This is a genomic window from Micromonospora marina, from assembly GCF_900091565.1.
Taxonomy (GTDB): domain Bacteria; phylum Actinomycetota; class Actinomycetes; order Mycobacteriales; family Micromonosporaceae; genus Micromonospora; species Micromonospora marina.
The window spans coordinates 1-14,730 of record NZ_FMCV01000012.1; the positions used below are offsets into that span (position 1 = coordinate 1).

Genomic DNA, 14,730 nt, shown 5'->3' on the forward strand with positions numbered 1-14,730 from the left:
CACCGAGCGAAGCGAGGGCCGTGAGCGCATGCCCAGCCCGCACAGCATGAGCGAACGCACCGAGCGAAGCGAGGGCCGTGAGCGCATGCCCAGCCGGCCCAGCATGAGCGGCGCGAATGAGCTGCCGTCCCGCGCCGACGTCGTGATCGTCGGCGCCGGGCACAACGGCCTGGTCTCGGCGATCCTGCTGGCCCGCGCCGGCCTGGACGTGCTGGTGCTGGAGGCATCAGGGGTGATCGGCGGGGCGACCCGCACCGAGAACCCGTTCCCGAAGGTGCCCGGGCTGCGCCACTCCACCGGGTCGTACCTGCTCGGGCTGATGCCGCCGGAACTGCTGGCCACGCTCGACGTGACCATCCCGGTGCTGCGCCGCGACCCGCACTACTTCCTGCCCACGCCGGGCGGGCCCGGCTCGCCGTACCTGCTGGCCGGCAGCGACGTCGCCGCCGGCCGGCGGCAGCTCGCGGAGATGTTCTCCCCCGCCGACGTCGCCGCCGACGACGCGCTGCACGCCGAGCTGGCCCAACTGCGGGAGGATCTCGCCCCGGCGTGGCTGGCCGAGCCGATGCCGGTCGAGGAGACCGCGGAACGCTACGTGCGGCCCGCGCTGCGGCAGGTCTTCGTCGACCTGGTACGCGGCTCGGTCGCCGATCACCTGGCCCGCTTCGACTTCCGCTCCGAGCTGCTGGTCAGCATGTACGCGGTCACCGACGGCCTGTCCGGGCTCAACGCCGGCCCGGACGATCCCGGCACGGGCCACAACTTCCTGGTGCACAACATGTGCCGGCTGCCGGGCGCGGACGGCACCTGGATGATCACCCGGGGCGGCATGGGCACCGTGTCCCGCACGTTCGCCGAGGCCGCCGAGCGCGCCGGAGCGCGGGTCGTCGCCGACGCGCCGGTCACCGGGATCCGGCTGGCCGGAGGCGCCGCCGCCGGGGTGACGCTCGCCGGCGGCCGGGAGGTGGACGCCCCGGTCGTGCTCGGCGCCTGCGACCCGTACCGGCTGATGGAGCTGCTGCCCGACGGCGCGCTCCCGGCGGAGCTGGGCGCGCGGATGGCGGCGGTCCGCCGCCCCGGCACCACGCTCAAGCTCAACCTGGCGTTGACCGGGCTGCCGCGCTTCTCCTGCCTGCCCGACGACGCGCCGAGCCCGTTCGGATCGACCATTCACCTGCTGCCCGGCTCGGCCTCGCTGGTCGGCGACGGCGGCGAGTCGCCGATGGCGGCGCTGCGCGGCATGTGGGCGGACGTGCGGGCCGGGCGGCTGCCGGACGAGCCGACCATCGAGTGGTACCTGCACACCACTGTCGACCCGTCACTGTCCGACGAGGCGGGGCACCACTCGTCGGCGCTGTTCGTGCAGTCGGTCCCCTACGAGCCGGCCGGCACCACCTGGGACGCGGTGCTGCCCGGCTACGTGGAGCGGCTGATCGCGATCTGCGAGCGGTACGCCCCGGGCGCCGCCGACCTGGTCGCGGACGCGGTGCCGCTGCCGCCGCCCGGCATCGAGGCGCACTTCGGCATCACCGGCGGCCACATCCACCACGTCGACAACACCGTGTCGTTCACCGACCGGATGCCGTACGCGACGGGGGTGGACGGCGTGTACGCGGGCAGCGCCGGCTGCCACCCGGCGGGCAGCGTGATCGGCGCGGCCGGGCACAACGCGGCCCGGCGCATCCTCGCCGACCTGTAAGGAAGGGCCCCCTCTTAACGCCTCCGGTAGAGGAAGGGCCCCTTATTAACAGTCACTCAGGGCGTCTCGGGCGACTCCCGGCCCGCGGGCGGGAGGTCGCCGGGCCCGCGCACCAGATAGACGCCGATCAGCAGCAGGTACGCCAGCAGGCTCAGCACCGGATCGACGAACACGATCGCGAACGCGATCAGGTACAGCAGCGGACCGACGCGGAACCGGCGCGCCACCGCCCGCGCCAGCCTCGGGTCCAGGCCCGGTTGCAGCAGCCCACGGCGGCGTGCCCACCACCAGCTCAGGTTGAAGAACAGCGCCTCGCCGAGCACCACGCCCGCGTACAGCGCGGCGGTCAACCGCTGGTCGCCGACGGTCCCGCGCAGGTTCTCCGCGAGCAGGTCGGCGGTGAACGGGATCGCCGCCACGAACATCAGCAGCAGCAGGTTCAGCACCAGCAGCATCTGGTCGACCCGGCGGACGTAACGCCACATGTTGTGGTGGGTCAGCCAGACCTGACCGACGATGGCGAAGGTGATCACGTACGCGAGGTAGGCGCGCCACTCGTGCAGCAGCGCGGCCGGCAGCCCGTCGTCCCGCGGGGTGTTCGGGCTGAACGACAGCAGCTCGACGGCCATCAGGGTGAGCACGATGGCGATCACCGCGTCGCTGAACGCCTCCACCCGGGAGGCGTCCCGCGCCATCTCGTTGCCGCGCCCGAACCGGTACGCCGGTTCCCTGTCCGCACCCGTCACGCCGCCCCCCTCACGACCGATGGTCGCGTGCCGGGGGCGGCGGACGCGGCGAATCCGTCAGATGGCCGCCTCCCCGGCCGGTGCCGGGGTCTCCGCGTCGGCGCGGTGCGCACGGATCTTGTGCCCGACACTGGTCAGGCAGCGCCCGCTGGCCAGGTCGAACTTCCAGCCGTGCAGCTGGCAGGTGAGCTGGTCGCCGTCCACGATGCCGAACCGGCTCAGGTCCGCCTTCAGGTGCGGGCAGCGCCGCTGCACCACCCAGCCGTCGAGCGTGATGTCCTCGGCGTCGACCGCCCGCTCGTGCTCGTCGTACCAGCCCTCGGCGTACTGGAGGCGCTCCTCGGACAGGCACTTGAAGAAGGCGTAGACGAACTCGTTGTACTGGCCGATGCGGGCCGCGGAGAAACGGCAGGAGAGGAAGAGCGAGTTGACCCAGTCCACCTCGCCGATGTGCAGCAGGTGCTCGATCAGTGCCCGCTCGGTACGGAACCGGTAGCGGACCTTCTCGTCCGCGTACGACCGGACCTCCTTACCCGGGAAGTCCACCACGATCGACTCGACCTCGGACCCGTCGTAGCCGACCAGGTCGAAGCGGACCGGCCCGCCGACGCCCTTGGCCAGGTAGATCGACTCGTCCAGCAGCGGCTCGATCCGGCGCTTCATCTCGCCGAGCACGTCGACCTCGGGGTGCCGCCAGGACGCCTTCTCGGCCTCGATCACGCCGCGCTTGCGCTCCCGCATCTCCTCCAGGTGGGCGACCTTGTTCGCGAAGAACTCCTCCACCGGCTGAGGGTGGGTGGTGGTCGCGCCCTCGGTGGTGATCTCGGCGACGCTGCCCGGCAGCAGCACGATGCCGTTCGTGCCGCCGACCTTCGCGTACTCGGCCAGGAACACCGACTGGTCGGGGAAGATGTTGCCCTCGTCGCCGAAGATGTCGTTGAACTGCCACAGCTCGTCGTCGAGGAAGCACGGCGGGCCGGCGATCGGAAAGACGTGGTCGGCCTTCAGGTCGTCGATGTAGCGCCAGGTGCGGTCGAACTGCCGGTCCCGCTTCTGCTTGCCGAACGCGGTCTTCGCCGCCTGCGGCAGCTCGTAGACCATCGGGTACCAGATCGCGCCGGAGAACTGGAGCATGTGCGCGTGCACGTGGCCCAGCTCGGCGAACACGCTCAGGTCGGTCGGGCGGGCGTCGTTCTGGTTGAGCAGCCGGACGCCGTCGTACTCGACCCAGAGCGAGGAGTCGCCGATCGGGCCGTCGGTCGGGCTGGTCAGCGCCTGGATCATGATCTTCAGACCGCCGGGCAGCTCCACCACCTGCTCGTTCGGGGCCTTGAGGAACTTGGTGAAGCCCAGCCCCCGGAACTCGTCCTCCATCTCCGAGGTGGGGAACTCGGGCAGCAGGACGGTGGCGTCCTTCGACACGAAGTCACGCAGGTGCTTCGCGTCGAAGTGGTCCCGGTGCAGGTGCGACACGTACAGGTAGTCGACCTGACCGAGGGTCGCCCAGTCGAGCAGCGAGTTGTCCGGGAAGGGGAACCACGAGGCGAAGTAGGCGGGGTTGACCCACGGGTCGCACAGGATGCTGCCCGCGGGCGTGTCGATCCGCATGCTGGCATGCCCCGTACCGGTCACTCGCACCGCAGTCCTCCTCAAAAAGGCATCAAGGTGTACGTCAAGACGCTACCGGAGGCAGTGTGCTCGCCGTCCCGCGACGCCGGTAGTGGCAATCCGCCCCCACCGGTACGGGACCAACGACCCGGGCCGGGCGGGCCCGCCTGCTGTCGCCCGCCCGGGTCGTCCCCGGCACCGGAGGCCGGACCCTGCGCCGGGCCCGGTTGGGGGCGTGCCAGACTGATCGGAGATCCGATCGCGAGGGAAGGACCGACAGTGGCAGGAGACGAGCCGGTAACCGCGCCAGATCAGCACAAGCCCGGACACCGCAAGTCCGGACGGATCGGTGCGGTGCTGTCGGCGTTGGCCTTGGTTCTGATGGCGTTCTGCGGGATCGAGGAGGGCCGGGTGGAGCACATCTGGCTGTTCGGGATCGCCGGGCTGCTGATCGCCATCGTCATCGGCGACGCCGTGCTGCGCCGCAACGGCCTGCGGTCCTGACGCGCGGCGCCCACGGCGGTGCCCGAAGGGCCCGTCCCCGGCGAGGGGGCGGGCCCTTCGTCGTCTCGTGACCGGGGTCAGCGGCCGAGCAGGATGTCCTGCACGTCCTTGAGCGCGGCGTCGACCTCGGCCTCGAAGTAGCCGCCGGGCACCAGCCCGAAGCGCAGCGTGTCGAGTTCCTTCGGGTTGACCGGCATCGCGTTGCGCCCCTGCATGCCACCGAGCAGCGTCTCGAAGAACCGGTCGACCTGGTCCGGGTCGTACCCGCTGCCGAACCGGCGGACCTGGAAGCTGCGGCGGATCTGGTCGACCCGGTGCAGGTCGCTGCCGGGCGGGCCGGCCATCGGCGGCCCGACCATCGGCGGGCCGGCGGCCGGCGGGCCCACGAGGGGCGGGCCGGTCATCGAGGGGCCCGGGCCGTAGCCCTGGTCCGGCGGGCCGTAACCCGGGTCGGGCGGGCCGTAACCGGGTTCCGGCGCACCGTAGCCCTGCTGCGGCAGCGCCGGCGGACCGCCGGGGCCACGACCACGCAGCTCACGCTCGGGCATGCGGATCTCGGCGGTCATGTCGGCACGACCGCGCCGACCGGCCTCGAACCCGTCGAACCGCTCCTCCTGGCCGTACCCACCGGGCCCGCTGTCCGGCGGACCGTAGCCACCCGGGCCGCTGTCCGGCGGGCCGTAGCCACCCGGGCCGCCGTCCTGGCCGTAGCCACCGGGGCCGCTGTCCTGGCCGTAGCCGGCCGGGCCGGGCGGCAGGCCGCGCGGCGGCGGGCCGCCGTGCCCCATCGGTGCGCCCGGGCCCATCGGGCCGGGTCCACCCGGGCCGCGGGGACCGTCGTAGCCACCGCGCGGGCCGTCGTAGCCACCGGCGAACGCGCCGGTCGGCTCGTCGTAGCGGTTGCCGTAGCGGTCGGCGGGCGGACCGGGCTGAGCGGACATCTGCCGGGGCGGCATCGGCGGCTGCGGGACCGGCGACATGCCCCGGTCGTCGCGCATCGGCGGGCCGAGCCGGTCGGCCATCCGGGGATCGCCACCGCGCCCGGCCGGTGCGCCACCGCGCTCCTCCAGCTCGGCGAGCTGCCGCTCGACCCGGTCGAGGTGCAGGTCGACCTGCCACTCGTCGTAGCCGTTGAACCGGACCCGGAAGACGACGTCGTGGACCTCCTGGGAGGCCACGGGCGCGCCGACCGGCTGGCCGTCGAGTGTCGCCTCGACCCGGTCCAGGAAGGCGTCGACCTCGTCGACCTTGTAGCCCCGGCGGAGCGCCTTACGCCGGAAACGCTGACCCTGACTCGCCACTATGTCTCCTGGTCTCGTACCGCTACGCCGTTGCCGCGCGTGAGTCGCCGTCCGTGTCCCCGGCGGCGGCGAGCTGCCCACAGGCCCCGTCGATCTCGCGTCCCCGGGTGTCGCGCACCGTTGTCGACACCCCGGCGTCGCGCAACCGCCGGACGAACTCCCGCTCGACCGGCTTCGGGCTGGCGTCCCAGCGGCTGCCCGGAGTCGGGTTGAGCGGGATCAGGTTCACGTGGGCCAGCTTGCCGGCCAGTAGCCGCCCGAGCAGATCGGCTCTCCACGGCTGGTCGTTCACGTCCTTGATCATCGCGTATTCGATGGACACGCGACGCCCCGTCGTGGCCGCGTAGTCCCACGCCGCGTCCAGCACCTCGGACACCTTCCAGCGCTGGTTGACCGGGACGAGTTCGTCGCGCAGCTCATCATCGGGGGCATGCAGCGACAACGCAAGGGTCACCGAGAGGTCTTCGCTGGCCAGTCGGCGGATCGCCGGCACCAGACCGACAGTCGAGACGGTGATGTGCCGCTGCGACAGGCCCAGCCCCTCCGGCGCCGGTGCCACCAGCCGGCGGATCGCCGCCACCACCCGCGAGTAGTTGGCGAGCGGCTCGCCCATGCCCATGAACACCACGTGCGACAGCCGCGGCGGCGAACCGGCCACCGCACCGGAGGCGGCCACCCCGGCCAGGTAGACCGCCTGGTCGACGATCTCGGCGGTGGACAGGTTGCGGGTCAGCCCGGCCTGGCCGGTGGCGCAGAACGGGCAGGCCATACCGCACCCGGCCTGGCTGGAGATGCAGACTGTCACCCGGTCCGGGTAGCCCATCAGCACGCTCTCCACCAGCGAGCCGTCGTGCAGCCGCCAGAGCGCCTTGCGGGTAGCGCCGTCGTCGCAGGCCAGCTCGCGGACCGGGGTCAGCAGCGTGGGCAGCAGCTCGCCCGCCAGCCGCTTCCGGGCCGCCGCCGGCAGGTCGGTCATCCGCTCCGGGTCGCGCACCAGCCGGCCGAAGTAGTGGTTGGAGACCTGCTTGGCGCGGAACGCCGGCTCACCCAACTCGGTGACGAGCGCCTGCCGGCCCGGCAGGTCCAGGTCGGCGAGGTGGCGGGGAGGCATCGCGGGACGGCGACCGCGGGCGTCGGGGTCTACGGAGATCAGCGGGAGACTCGTCATGGCGCGTCCAGTCTGACACGCGCCCGCCCGGACGCACCCGTCCGTACGTGTCGAATCGCCCCCGGCCACCCGGCCCGCAGCAGGTCGCCGCCGTGACGCATACCTCAGCTCACCACCGGGACGAACACTGCGAGCAACAGGTACGCCACCGGCACGGCGAACAGGATCGAGTCGAGCCGGTCCATCAGGCCGCCGTGCCCGGGCAGCAGGTTGCTCATGTCCTTGACGCCGAGATCCCGCTTGATCATCGACTCGGCGAGGTCACCGAGCACCGCCGAGACCGAGATCGCCATTCCGAACAGCGCCCCCCACCAGGGTGCCACGTCGAACAGCGCCCACAGCAGCGCCGCGCTGCCCGCCGCCGCGGCCGTCACCGAGCCGGCGAAGCCCTCCCAGGACTTCTTCGGGCTAATCGTGGGTGCCATCGAATGCTTGCCGAACGACACGCCCGCGGCGTACCCGCCGGTGTCGGAGAGCACCACCGCCGCCAGCGTCACCAGCACCCGCAGGTGCCCGTCGTCGGGCGCCGCCGCGAGCATGGCCGCGAACCCGGCGAGGAACGGCACGTACACCGCGATCAGGGTGGCCGCGGTCAGATCGCGCTGGTAGTTGCCGGGCCCGTCGCCCAGCCGCCAGATCATCGTGCCCAGCACCGTGACCAGCAGCCCGAGGCAGAGCGCGTCGGGGCCCGCGTACCAGCCCAGGCCCACAGTGAGCACACCACCGGCGACCAGCGGCGCCAGCGGCGGGTGGGCGCCGCTGCGGCGTACCGCGCGGGCCATCTCCCAGATGCCGATCCCGACGGCGGTCGCCAGCACGGCGAGGAACGCCGGCCTGAAGAAGAACAGCGGCACCACGACCGCCGCGCCGAGGGCCACCCCGACGCCGATCGCGGCCGGCAGGTTGCGCCCCGCCCGGGACGCCTTCGGCACGGTGGTCGGCGGACGCTCGGCGCTCGCCCGTCGCCGTCCCGGCCCGCGGCGGCCGGCCGACGGCTCGGGTGCGGACGCCGGCGCGGGCTCGTCGCGTACCACCGGGATCTGGTCGGTGGGCTCGTCCCGCACCGGCGCGATCTGCGCGGTCGGGTACTCGTCGTCGCGGGCCGGCTCACCCCACGGGCCACGGTGCTCCGGCCCGTCCGGCCGGCCACGGTCGCCGGCCGGCGGGCCGTCGTACCGGCCCGGCCCGTCGTGGTGCCGCGAGGTCGTCGGGTACGGCCCGGCGTACGTGTCGGGGCCGGCGTACGTGTCGGGGCCGGCGTACGTGTCCGGGCCGGCGCCGGGACGCGCGTAGGTGTCCGGCGCGGCGGGGTGGGTGTGCGCGGCCGGGCCGGGACGCCACGGGCCGGGCTCCAGGTCGGTGTCCGGCCAGGGCAGGGCCGGGGCGGCCGGGCGGTCCCAGCCACGCGACTCGGTGTTGCCGTAGGGGTCGGGGTGGGACATCACGCACCGGCAGCCGGTACGAGAGCCACCACATGACGCAAGACCAAGACCATCCCCTACCGGCGTGAGACTTCCTGTTTACCGACCGACGGCCGGGCGACTCCCGCCGTTCACCCCGTGGTGGTCGGGAATCGTGCCGAGCCTACTGCACCCGCCGCAGCGCCGAAGGTGTGCGCCGCCGGGCACGACGACGGCACCGGGCCGCCGCCCGGGCGGGCGACGGCGGCGCGGTGCCGTGCGAGGTACGTGCGTGCTCAGACCTCGAGCAGCTCGCTCTCCTTGTGCTTGACCAGCTCGTCGACGCCTGCGACGAAGCGCTGGGTCAGGTCGTCCAGCTCCTTCTCCGCGCGCCGGCCCTCGTCCTCGCCGACCTCGCCGTCCTTGACCAGGCGGTCCAGCTCCTCCTTGGCCTTGCGGCGGATGTTGCGGACGGCGACCTTGGCCTCCTCGCCCTTCTGCCGGGCGACCTTGATCATGTCGCGGCGCCGCTCCTCGGTCATCTGCGGCAGGACGATACGGAGCTGGTTGCCCTCGTTGTTCGGGTTGGCCCCGAGGTCCGAGTCACGGATCGCCTTCTCCATGGCGCCCAGCTGCGAGTTGTCGTACGGCTTGATGATCACCATGCGCGGCTCGGGCACCGCGATGGACGCCATCTGCGGCAGCGGGGTCGGGCTGCCGTAGTAGTCAATGACGATCCGGGAGAACATGGCGGCGTTGGCGCGTCCGGTACGGATGCCGCCGAACTCCTCCTTGGCGTGCTCGATGGCACGCTCCATCTTCTCCTCCGCCTCGAGGAGGGTGTCGTCGATCACCGGTCTCCTCGCCTCCTTCTGTCGCTCGTCGTGTGTGGTGCGGGTGCTGCCGTGGCAGAGGGACCGCTGCCGGGCCGGCGGGCCGGTCAGGCGGTGATCAGGGTGCCGATCTTCTCGCCCCCGACGGCCCGGACGATGGTGTCGTCGCCCTGGGCGCCGAAGACCAGCATCGGCAGGCCGTTCTCCATGCAGAGGCTGAACGCGGCGGCGTCGGCCACCCGCAGGTTACGGCGCAGCACCTCGGAGAAGGTGATCGAGTCGAGCTTGCTCGCGGTCGGGTCGATCCGGGGGTCGGCGGTGTAGACCGCGTCCACGCCGTTCTTGCTCATCAGCACCACGTCCGCGCGGATCTCCAGCGCCCGCTGGGCGGCCACCGTGTCGGTGGAGAAGTACGGCATGCCGGCGCCCGCGCCGAAGATGACCACGCGGCCCTTCTCCAGGTGGCGGATCGCGCGCAGCGGGATGTACGGCTCGGCGACCTGGGCCATCGTGATCGCGCTCTGCACCCGGGTCTCGATGCCCTCCTTCTCCAGGAAGTCCTGGAGGGCCAGGCAGTTCATGACCGTGCCGAGCATGCCCATGTAGTCGGCGCGGGCGCGGTCCATGCCGCGCTTCTGCAGCTCGGCGCCGCGGAAGAAGTTGCCGCCGCCGACCACCACGGACACCTGAACGCCACGGCGTACCACTGTGGCGATCTGGCGGGCGATGCCCTGCACGACGTCGGGGTCCACGCCGATCGCGCCGCCGCCGAAGACCTCACCGGAGAGCTTCAGCACCACCCGGCGGGACCGACCGGGCGGAGGGGCGGTCGGATCGTCCGCCGCCAGGCTCCGGTCACTCACAACCTGCGTCATCCGCCCCGCCCCTTCTCCCCGCGCATCGCGCGAGCGTCGCGTACGTGCCCCTGCCGACCCTATGCGACGAGGAGGCCGCGGTGCCTGTCGCGTACACCGGCGGCCTCCTCGTCGACGTTCTCCCCTGTGCCCGGGCCGGACGGCCCGGTGCGGCGGCTCAGGCCTGGCCGACCTCGAACCGCAGGAAGCGGGTCACCTCGATGCCGGCGTCGGCCAGCACCTGCTTGACGGTCTTCTTGTTGTCGGCGACCGACGCCTGCTCCAGCAGGACGAAGTCCTTGAAGAAGGCGTTGACCCGGCCCTCGACGATCTTCGGCAGCGCCGCCTCGGGCTTGTTCTCCTCGCGGGCGGTCTGCTCGGCGATGCGCCGCTCGGACTCGACGGTCTCGGCCGGCACCTCGTCACGGGTGAGGTACTTCGGCCGCATCGCGGCGATCTGCATGGCCACGGCGCGAGCGTCGGCGTCAGCGGCCTCGTCCGTCTTGCCGGCGAACTCGACCAGCACGCCGACCGCCGGGGGCAGGTCCTGGCTCTTGCGGTGCATGTAGACGGCGGTGGTGCCGTCCAGCTTGGCGAAGCGGTTGAGCACCAGCTTCTCGCCGATCTTGGCGGACTGCTCCTGGATCAGGTCGGCCACGCTCTTGCCGTCGATGCTGCTGGCGAGCAGCTCCTCGGCGTTGGTGGCGCCGCTGGCCACGCCGTGCTCGACGAGCTGCTGGGCCAGCGCGATGAAGGCGTCGTTCTTGGCGACGAAGTCGGTCTCGCAGTTGAGCTCGAGCAGCGCCTGGCCGGAGTGGGCGATCAGGCCGTTGGCGGCGGTGCGCCCGGCCCGCTTGCCGACATCCTTGGCACCCTTGACGCGCAGGATCTCGACGGCCTTGTCGAAGTCGCCCTCGGCCTCGGTCAGCGCCTTCTTGGAGTCCATCATGCCGGCGCCGGTGAGGTCGCGGAGCTTCTTGACGTCCGCGGCGGTGAAGTTGGACATGACTCTCTCTTCGGTGTCAGTGAGGTGGTCTGGGGTGCTGGTTACCCGGTTCCGGGCAGGTTCTGCCCGGCGTACCCGTCGCGCCCCACCGCCGGGAACCCGGGCGGTGGGGACGCGACGGCGAGATCACTCCGCGGAGGCGGTCGCCGGCTGCTCGGCGGCCGGCGCGGCCTGCTCGGCGGCGGCGGGCTGCTCGTCGGCCTTCTTCGGCTCCTCGAGCAGCTCGCGCTCCCACTCGGCCAGCGGCTCGTCGGCGGCGACCTGACCGGCCTCGGGCTTCTCGTCCGCGCCCCGGTTACGGCCGGAGCGGGCGATCAGACCGTCGGCGACGGCGGCGGCGACGACCTTGGTCAGCAGCTCGGCCGAGCGGATGGCGTCGTCGTTGCCCGGGATCGGGAAGTCGACCTCGTCCGGGTCGCAGTTGGTGTCGAGCACCGCGATCACCGGGATGCCCAGCTTGCGGGCCTCGTCGACGGCGATGTGCTCCTTCTTGGTGTCGACGATCCACACCGCGGCCGGGAGCTTCTGCATGTCCCGCAGACCACCGAGGGTCTTGGTGAGCTTGATCTTCTCGCGGGAGAGCTGGAGCGTCTCCTTCTTGGTGTAACCGGCGGCGGTGCCGCTCAGGTCACCCAGGGCCTCCAGCTCCTTCATCCGCTGCAGCCGCTTGTACACGGTCTGGAAGTTGGTCAGCATGCCACCGAGCCAGCGGTGGTTCACGTACGGCTGGCCGACCCGGGTCGCCTGCTCGGCGATGGCCTCCTGGGCCTGCTTCTTGGTGCCGACGAACAGGATGCTGCCGCCACCGGCGACGGTGGTGCGGACGAACTCGTACGCCTTCTCGATGTAGTCGAGCGTCTGGCGCAGGTCGATGATGTAGATACCGTTGCGCTCGGTGAAGATGAAGCGCTTCATCTTCGGGTTCCAGCGCCGGGTCTGGTGCCCGAAGTGCACACCGCTTTCCAGCAGCTGACGCATGGTCACGACGGCCATGGTGGGTTACTCCTACGTTGTCCCTGGTTGTCCGTCCGGCCGGCGGCCAGACGCCTGGCGCCCGGTCGCCGGCCAGGGTGGGCCCGGTGATCAGACCGGGACCAGGGAGGCCGTCGCCCCACGGACAAAACCGTGGAGAGGGCACGCGAGGTCGACCGCACGAGGCGGTCGCCAGTCGACCAGTGTACGCGCCCTCTCCGCCGCCCGGCCCCCGGGTGCGGGAGTCCGGCTTGATCGATCCTTGATCGACACCGGTACGGCGAAGTGGCGGTGTCAACCTGACGGTGACACCGCCACTTCGGGATAGATGGGCGTTTCCCCGCTCAGCCCGCCGCGAGGGCGGCGGCGAGGAAGAGGACCAGCCCGACGGTCAGGTACGCCGTCGGCGGGCGCAGCCAGCCCCGGCTGCCGTCGGCGAGCGCCAGCCCGCCGGTACGCAGCCCGTACAGGCCGGTGCCGAAGATCGGCAGCCCGACCACCAGGAAGACGCCCACCACCACGTGCGACGTCGACACCGGATCACCGAACAGGCCGTGCAGCAACACCCGTACCGCCGGCACCTCCAGCACCAACACCATCACCGCCAGCAGCACCGCCAGCGCGGGGCGCCGGGTCCGGTAGACGCCGTCACCGGGCGGCGGCCCGTCCGGTCGGGGCATGAGTGCCGGCATCGGGCCGGTCGGCATCTCCAGCGGGTTCGGAGCCGCCGCCGGCTGGGCCGGACCGCCCGGACGCTCGCCGATCCGCAGCGCGGTGGCCTCGCCGGGGTTCAGCCGCGCCGCGGCGACTGGGTCCACCCCGCCGTCGGCGCCAGGCGCCGGGTACCCACCGATCGGGCTGAGCCGGGGCTTGTCGACGCCGCCGGCAGCGCTGCGGGCGTCCACGCCGGGGCCGCCGGCCGGGTCGCTGCCGTGGGCGATGAGGCCGTACGGGTCCGTACCGGCCGAGGCGGCGCCGGTCAGGGGGGCGGCCCCGGGCGTACCGAGTGAACTCGACAGCGGGTTCCCGTGCGCGGCGGTGCCGAGCGCGTCGACGCCGGTGCGGGACACCGCGCCGAGCGGATCGGCCGACGACTCCCGCGCCGCGCGACGGCCGGCGCGCGACCCCGGCAGCTCACCGGAGACCTCCGGGTCGTCCGGTCGCTGCGAACGCCAGCTGCTTGTGTCGTCCACCAGCGGATCGGCGGCGGAGTACCGGCCCGGCTCGGCGTACCGGTTCTCACCGGCGCGCTGCTCGGGCGTGCGGTAGTCGTCGTCGCGGTAGCGGGCCTCGCCCGCCGCGCGCCAGTCCGACTCGTATCCGCGGTCGCCCCACCGCGAACCCTGCTCATCCTCGGAGTAGCTCCGTCGTCCGTCCACGACCGGCACGGTATGCGACCGGCTCCAGCCGCGCCATTCGGGTCACCCGAGGGTCGGCCCAGGTCAGCGCCGACATCACCGGGTCGCCGACAGGACACGTTCAGTAGCCGCGCCAGGTCGCTGCCGCCCGGCGCCCCAGCGACGCGGATCCGGGATACCTTACTCCCGCTCACCGCACGAGAACGGGGAACGACGATGATGGCACGAACCGCTGCGAGCCTGCTGCTAGCGGCCACGGCACTGATCCTGACCTCCGGGTGCGCGCCGGAACCCGCGACGCCGCCGAGGTCCGCCACCACACCGGTGGGCGCGCCGTTGCCGGTCGTGCGCACACTCCGGACGCCGGACACGCTGCTCGGCCTCACCAAGAACATGGATCGCGTGGCCATCGAATCGGCCAAGCGGCACCTCGACACGCTGAAGCGTGAGGTCGCCCCGGCCACGAGTGCCGCCGGCTGGGCGTACGGCGGGCACGGGCCGGACGCCGACATGGTGTTCGTCACGGGCGTGTCCGGCACGGTCATCGACCAGCAAGGGCTGGTCGAGCGCGCACTGAACCCGTACCGCGTCGGCGCCCGGGAACAGGTCGATGCAGGCCCGCTGGGCGGTACGGCCCGCTGCGGCCAGGGGCGGACCGAAATGGAGAGCTACCTCGTCGTCTGCGCCTGGGCCGACACCCAGACCCTGGGCATCGTCGCCTTCCTCTCGTCCCGCCCGATCGGCGACCGGACGGCGCAGTTCCTCGAAGTACGCGAGGCGATGACCGAGACCGCCGGATGAACGGCATGCCGTAGCACAGTGGACGGGTGATCGTGAGCCCGTCCACAGGCGGCACCTTGTCTACAGGACGGCCCCTCGCAGCGCCCCCGCTCGTGGCCGCCGGTCGCATCCTGGCCGGCATGACGAACCGGAACCGAGCCGTCGGCGCGTACGGCGAGCGGTGCGCGCTGCGGCACCTGATCGAGACGGGCCTGCGCCCGGTCGCCCGCAACTGGCGCTGCCCAGACGGCGAGATCGACATCATCGCCTGGGAGGGCCCGGTCCTCGCCGTCTGCGAGGTCAAGACCCGCCGTGGCGAGCAGTTCGGCTCCCCCGCCGAGGCGGTCGTACCGGCCAAGGCCCGCCGGTTGCGCGGCCTGGCCGCGCGCTGGCTCGCCGAGACCGGCACCACCGCGGACGAGGTCCGCTTCGACGTGCTCTCCGTCCGGCTCCCGGTCGCCGGCCCCGCCCGCGTCGAGCACCTCCGCGGCGCGTTCTGAC

General features: G+C 72.4%; 14 protein-coding genes. 4 read left to right on the plus strand and 10 right to left on the minus strand.

Annotated elements, in window-relative coordinates; all coding sequences use genetic code 11:
• The first annotated feature begins 103 nt into the window (after positions 1 to 103).
• Complete coding sequence (locus tag GA0070215_RS15490; protein ID WP_091046682.1) at positions 104 to 1,699, plus strand: phytoene desaturase family protein; 1,596 nt, start codon at positions 104 to 106, stop codon at positions 1,697 to 1,699.
• 56 nt (positions 1,700 to 1,755) lie between these two features.
• On the opposite strand, the gene GA0070215_RS15495 is transcribed toward GA0070215_RS15490, so the two are convergent.
• A complete protein-coding gene (locus GA0070215_RS15495) occupies positions 1,756 to 2,394 on the minus strand; it encodes a TMEM175 family protein (RefSeq protein ID WP_167361523.1) in 639 nt (212 codons plus the stop codon).
• 108 nt (positions 2,395 to 2,502) lie between these two features.
• Complete coding sequence (locus GA0070215_RS15500) at positions 2,503 to 4,083, minus strand: Rieske 2Fe-2S domain-containing protein (protein ID WP_091046689.1); 1,581 nt, start codon at positions 4,081 to 4,083, stop codon at positions 2,503 to 2,505.
• Between the two features lie 249 nt (positions 4,084 to 4,332).
• Between GA0070215_RS15500 and GA0070215_RS15505 the strand changes: the two genes are divergently transcribed.
• Complete coding sequence (locus GA0070215_RS15505; protein ID WP_081635946.1) at positions 4,333 to 4,557, plus strand: hypothetical protein; 225 nt, start codon at positions 4,333 to 4,335, stop codon at positions 4,555 to 4,557.
• Between the two features lie 77 nt (positions 4,558 to 4,634).
• Here GA0070215_RS15505 and GA0070215_RS15510 read toward each other — a convergent pair whose 3' ends face one another.
• The 8 genes from GA0070215_RS15510 to GA0070215_RS15545 form a co-directional block, all read right to left on the minus strand.
• Positions 4,635 to 5,858: a DivIVA domain-containing protein gene (locus tag GA0070215_RS15510; protein ID WP_091046692.1), complete on the minus strand. Its 1,224-nt coding sequence runs from the start codon at positions 5,856 to 5,858 to the stop codon at positions 4,635 to 4,637.
• Positions 5,859 to 5,880: 22 nt separating this feature from the next.
• Positions 5,881 to 7,026, minus strand: coding sequence for a dual-specificity RNA methyltransferase RlmN (gene rlmN / locus GA0070215_RS15515; protein WP_091046695.1), 1,146 nt, complete (start codon positions 7,024 to 7,026; stop codon positions 5,881 to 5,883).
• 104 nt (positions 7,027 to 7,130) lie between these two features.
• Positions 7,131 to 8,468, minus strand: a complete 1,338-nt coding sequence (locus tag GA0070215_RS15520) for a phosphatidate cytidylyltransferase (protein WP_091046699.1) — start codon at positions 8,466 to 8,468, stop codon at positions 7,131 to 7,133.
• A 254-nt stretch (positions 8,469 to 8,722) separates the two neighbouring features.
• Positions 8,723 to 9,280, minus strand: a complete 558-nt coding sequence (frr, locus tag GA0070215_RS15525) for a ribosome recycling factor (protein ID WP_013284608.1) — start codon at positions 9,278 to 9,280, stop codon at positions 8,723 to 8,725.
• Between the two features lie 86 nt (positions 9,281 to 9,366).
• Positions 9,367 to 10,134 carry a UMP kinase gene (gene pyrH / locus GA0070215_RS15530; RefSeq protein ID WP_036345766.1) on the minus strand — a complete coding sequence of 256 codons (768 nt, stop codon included), beginning with the start codon at positions 10,132 to 10,134 and terminating at the stop codon, positions 9,367 to 9,369.
• A 157-nt stretch (positions 10,135 to 10,291) separates the two neighbouring features.
• Positions 10,292 to 11,119, minus strand: coding sequence for a translation elongation factor Ts (tsf, locus tag GA0070215_RS15535; RefSeq protein ID WP_018786349.1), 828 nt, complete (start codon positions 11,117 to 11,119; stop codon positions 10,292 to 10,294).
• Between the two features lie 126 nt (positions 11,120 to 11,245).
• The gene (gene rpsB, locus GA0070215_RS15540) at positions 11,246 to 12,112 is read right to left on the minus strand and encodes a 30S ribosomal protein S2 (RefSeq protein WP_018786348.1); all 867 of its coding nucleotides are present in this window, start codon (positions 12,110 to 12,112) and stop codon (positions 11,246 to 11,248) included.
• A 323-nt stretch (positions 12,113 to 12,435) separates the two neighbouring features.
• Positions 12,436 to 13,479, minus strand: coding sequence for a hypothetical protein (locus tag GA0070215_RS15545; RefSeq protein WP_091046702.1), 1,044 nt, complete (start codon positions 13,477 to 13,479; stop codon positions 12,436 to 12,438).
• Positions 13,480 to 13,794: 315 nt separating this feature from the next.
• On the opposite strand from GA0070215_RS15545, the gene GA0070215_RS15550 reads away from it, so the two are divergent.
• Positions 13,795 to 14,250 (plus strand): hypothetical protein, encoded by a 456-nt coding sequence (locus GA0070215_RS15550; RefSeq protein WP_141708203.1) that lies wholly within the window; start codon positions 13,795 to 13,797, stop codon positions 14,248 to 14,250.
• 119 nt (positions 14,251 to 14,369) lie between these two features.
• Positions 14,370 to 14,729, plus strand: a complete 360-nt coding sequence (locus GA0070215_RS15555) for a YraN family protein (protein ID WP_091046985.1) — start codon at positions 14,370 to 14,372, stop codon at positions 14,727 to 14,729.
• The last annotated feature ends 1 nt before the right edge of the window (position 14,730 follow it).

Coding starts and splice junctions, on each gene's coding strand:
- GA0070215_RS15490 (WP_091046682.1), top strand. CDS start 104: ATGAGCGGCGCGAATGAGCTGCCGTCCCGCGCCGACGTCGTGATCGTC.
- GA0070215_RS15495 (WP_167361523.1), bottom strand. CDS start 2,394: ATGGCGCGGGACGCCTCCCGGGTGGAGGCGTTCAGCGACGCGGTGATC.
- rlmN (WP_091046695.1), bottom strand. CDS start 7,026: ATGACGAGTCTCCCGCTGATCTCCGTAGACCCCGACGCCCGCGGTCGC.
- GA0070215_RS15520 (WP_091046699.1), bottom strand. CDS start 8,468: ATGTCCCACCCCGACCCCTACGGCAACACCGAGTCGCGTGGCTGGGAC.
- pyrH (WP_036345766.1), bottom strand. CDS start 10,134: ATGACGCAGGTTGTGAGTGACCGGAGCCTGGCGGCGGACGATCCGACC.
- tsf (WP_018786349.1), bottom strand. CDS start 11,119: ATGTCCAACTTCACCGCCGCGGACGTCAAGAAGCTCCGCGACCTCACC.
- rpsB (WP_018786348.1), bottom strand. CDS start 12,112: ATGGCCGTCGTGACCATGCGTCAGCTGCTGGAAAGCGGTGTGCACTTC.
- GA0070215_RS15555 (WP_091046985.1), top strand. CDS start 14,370: ATGACGAACCGGAACCGAGCCGTCGGCGCGTACGGCGAGCGGTGCGCG.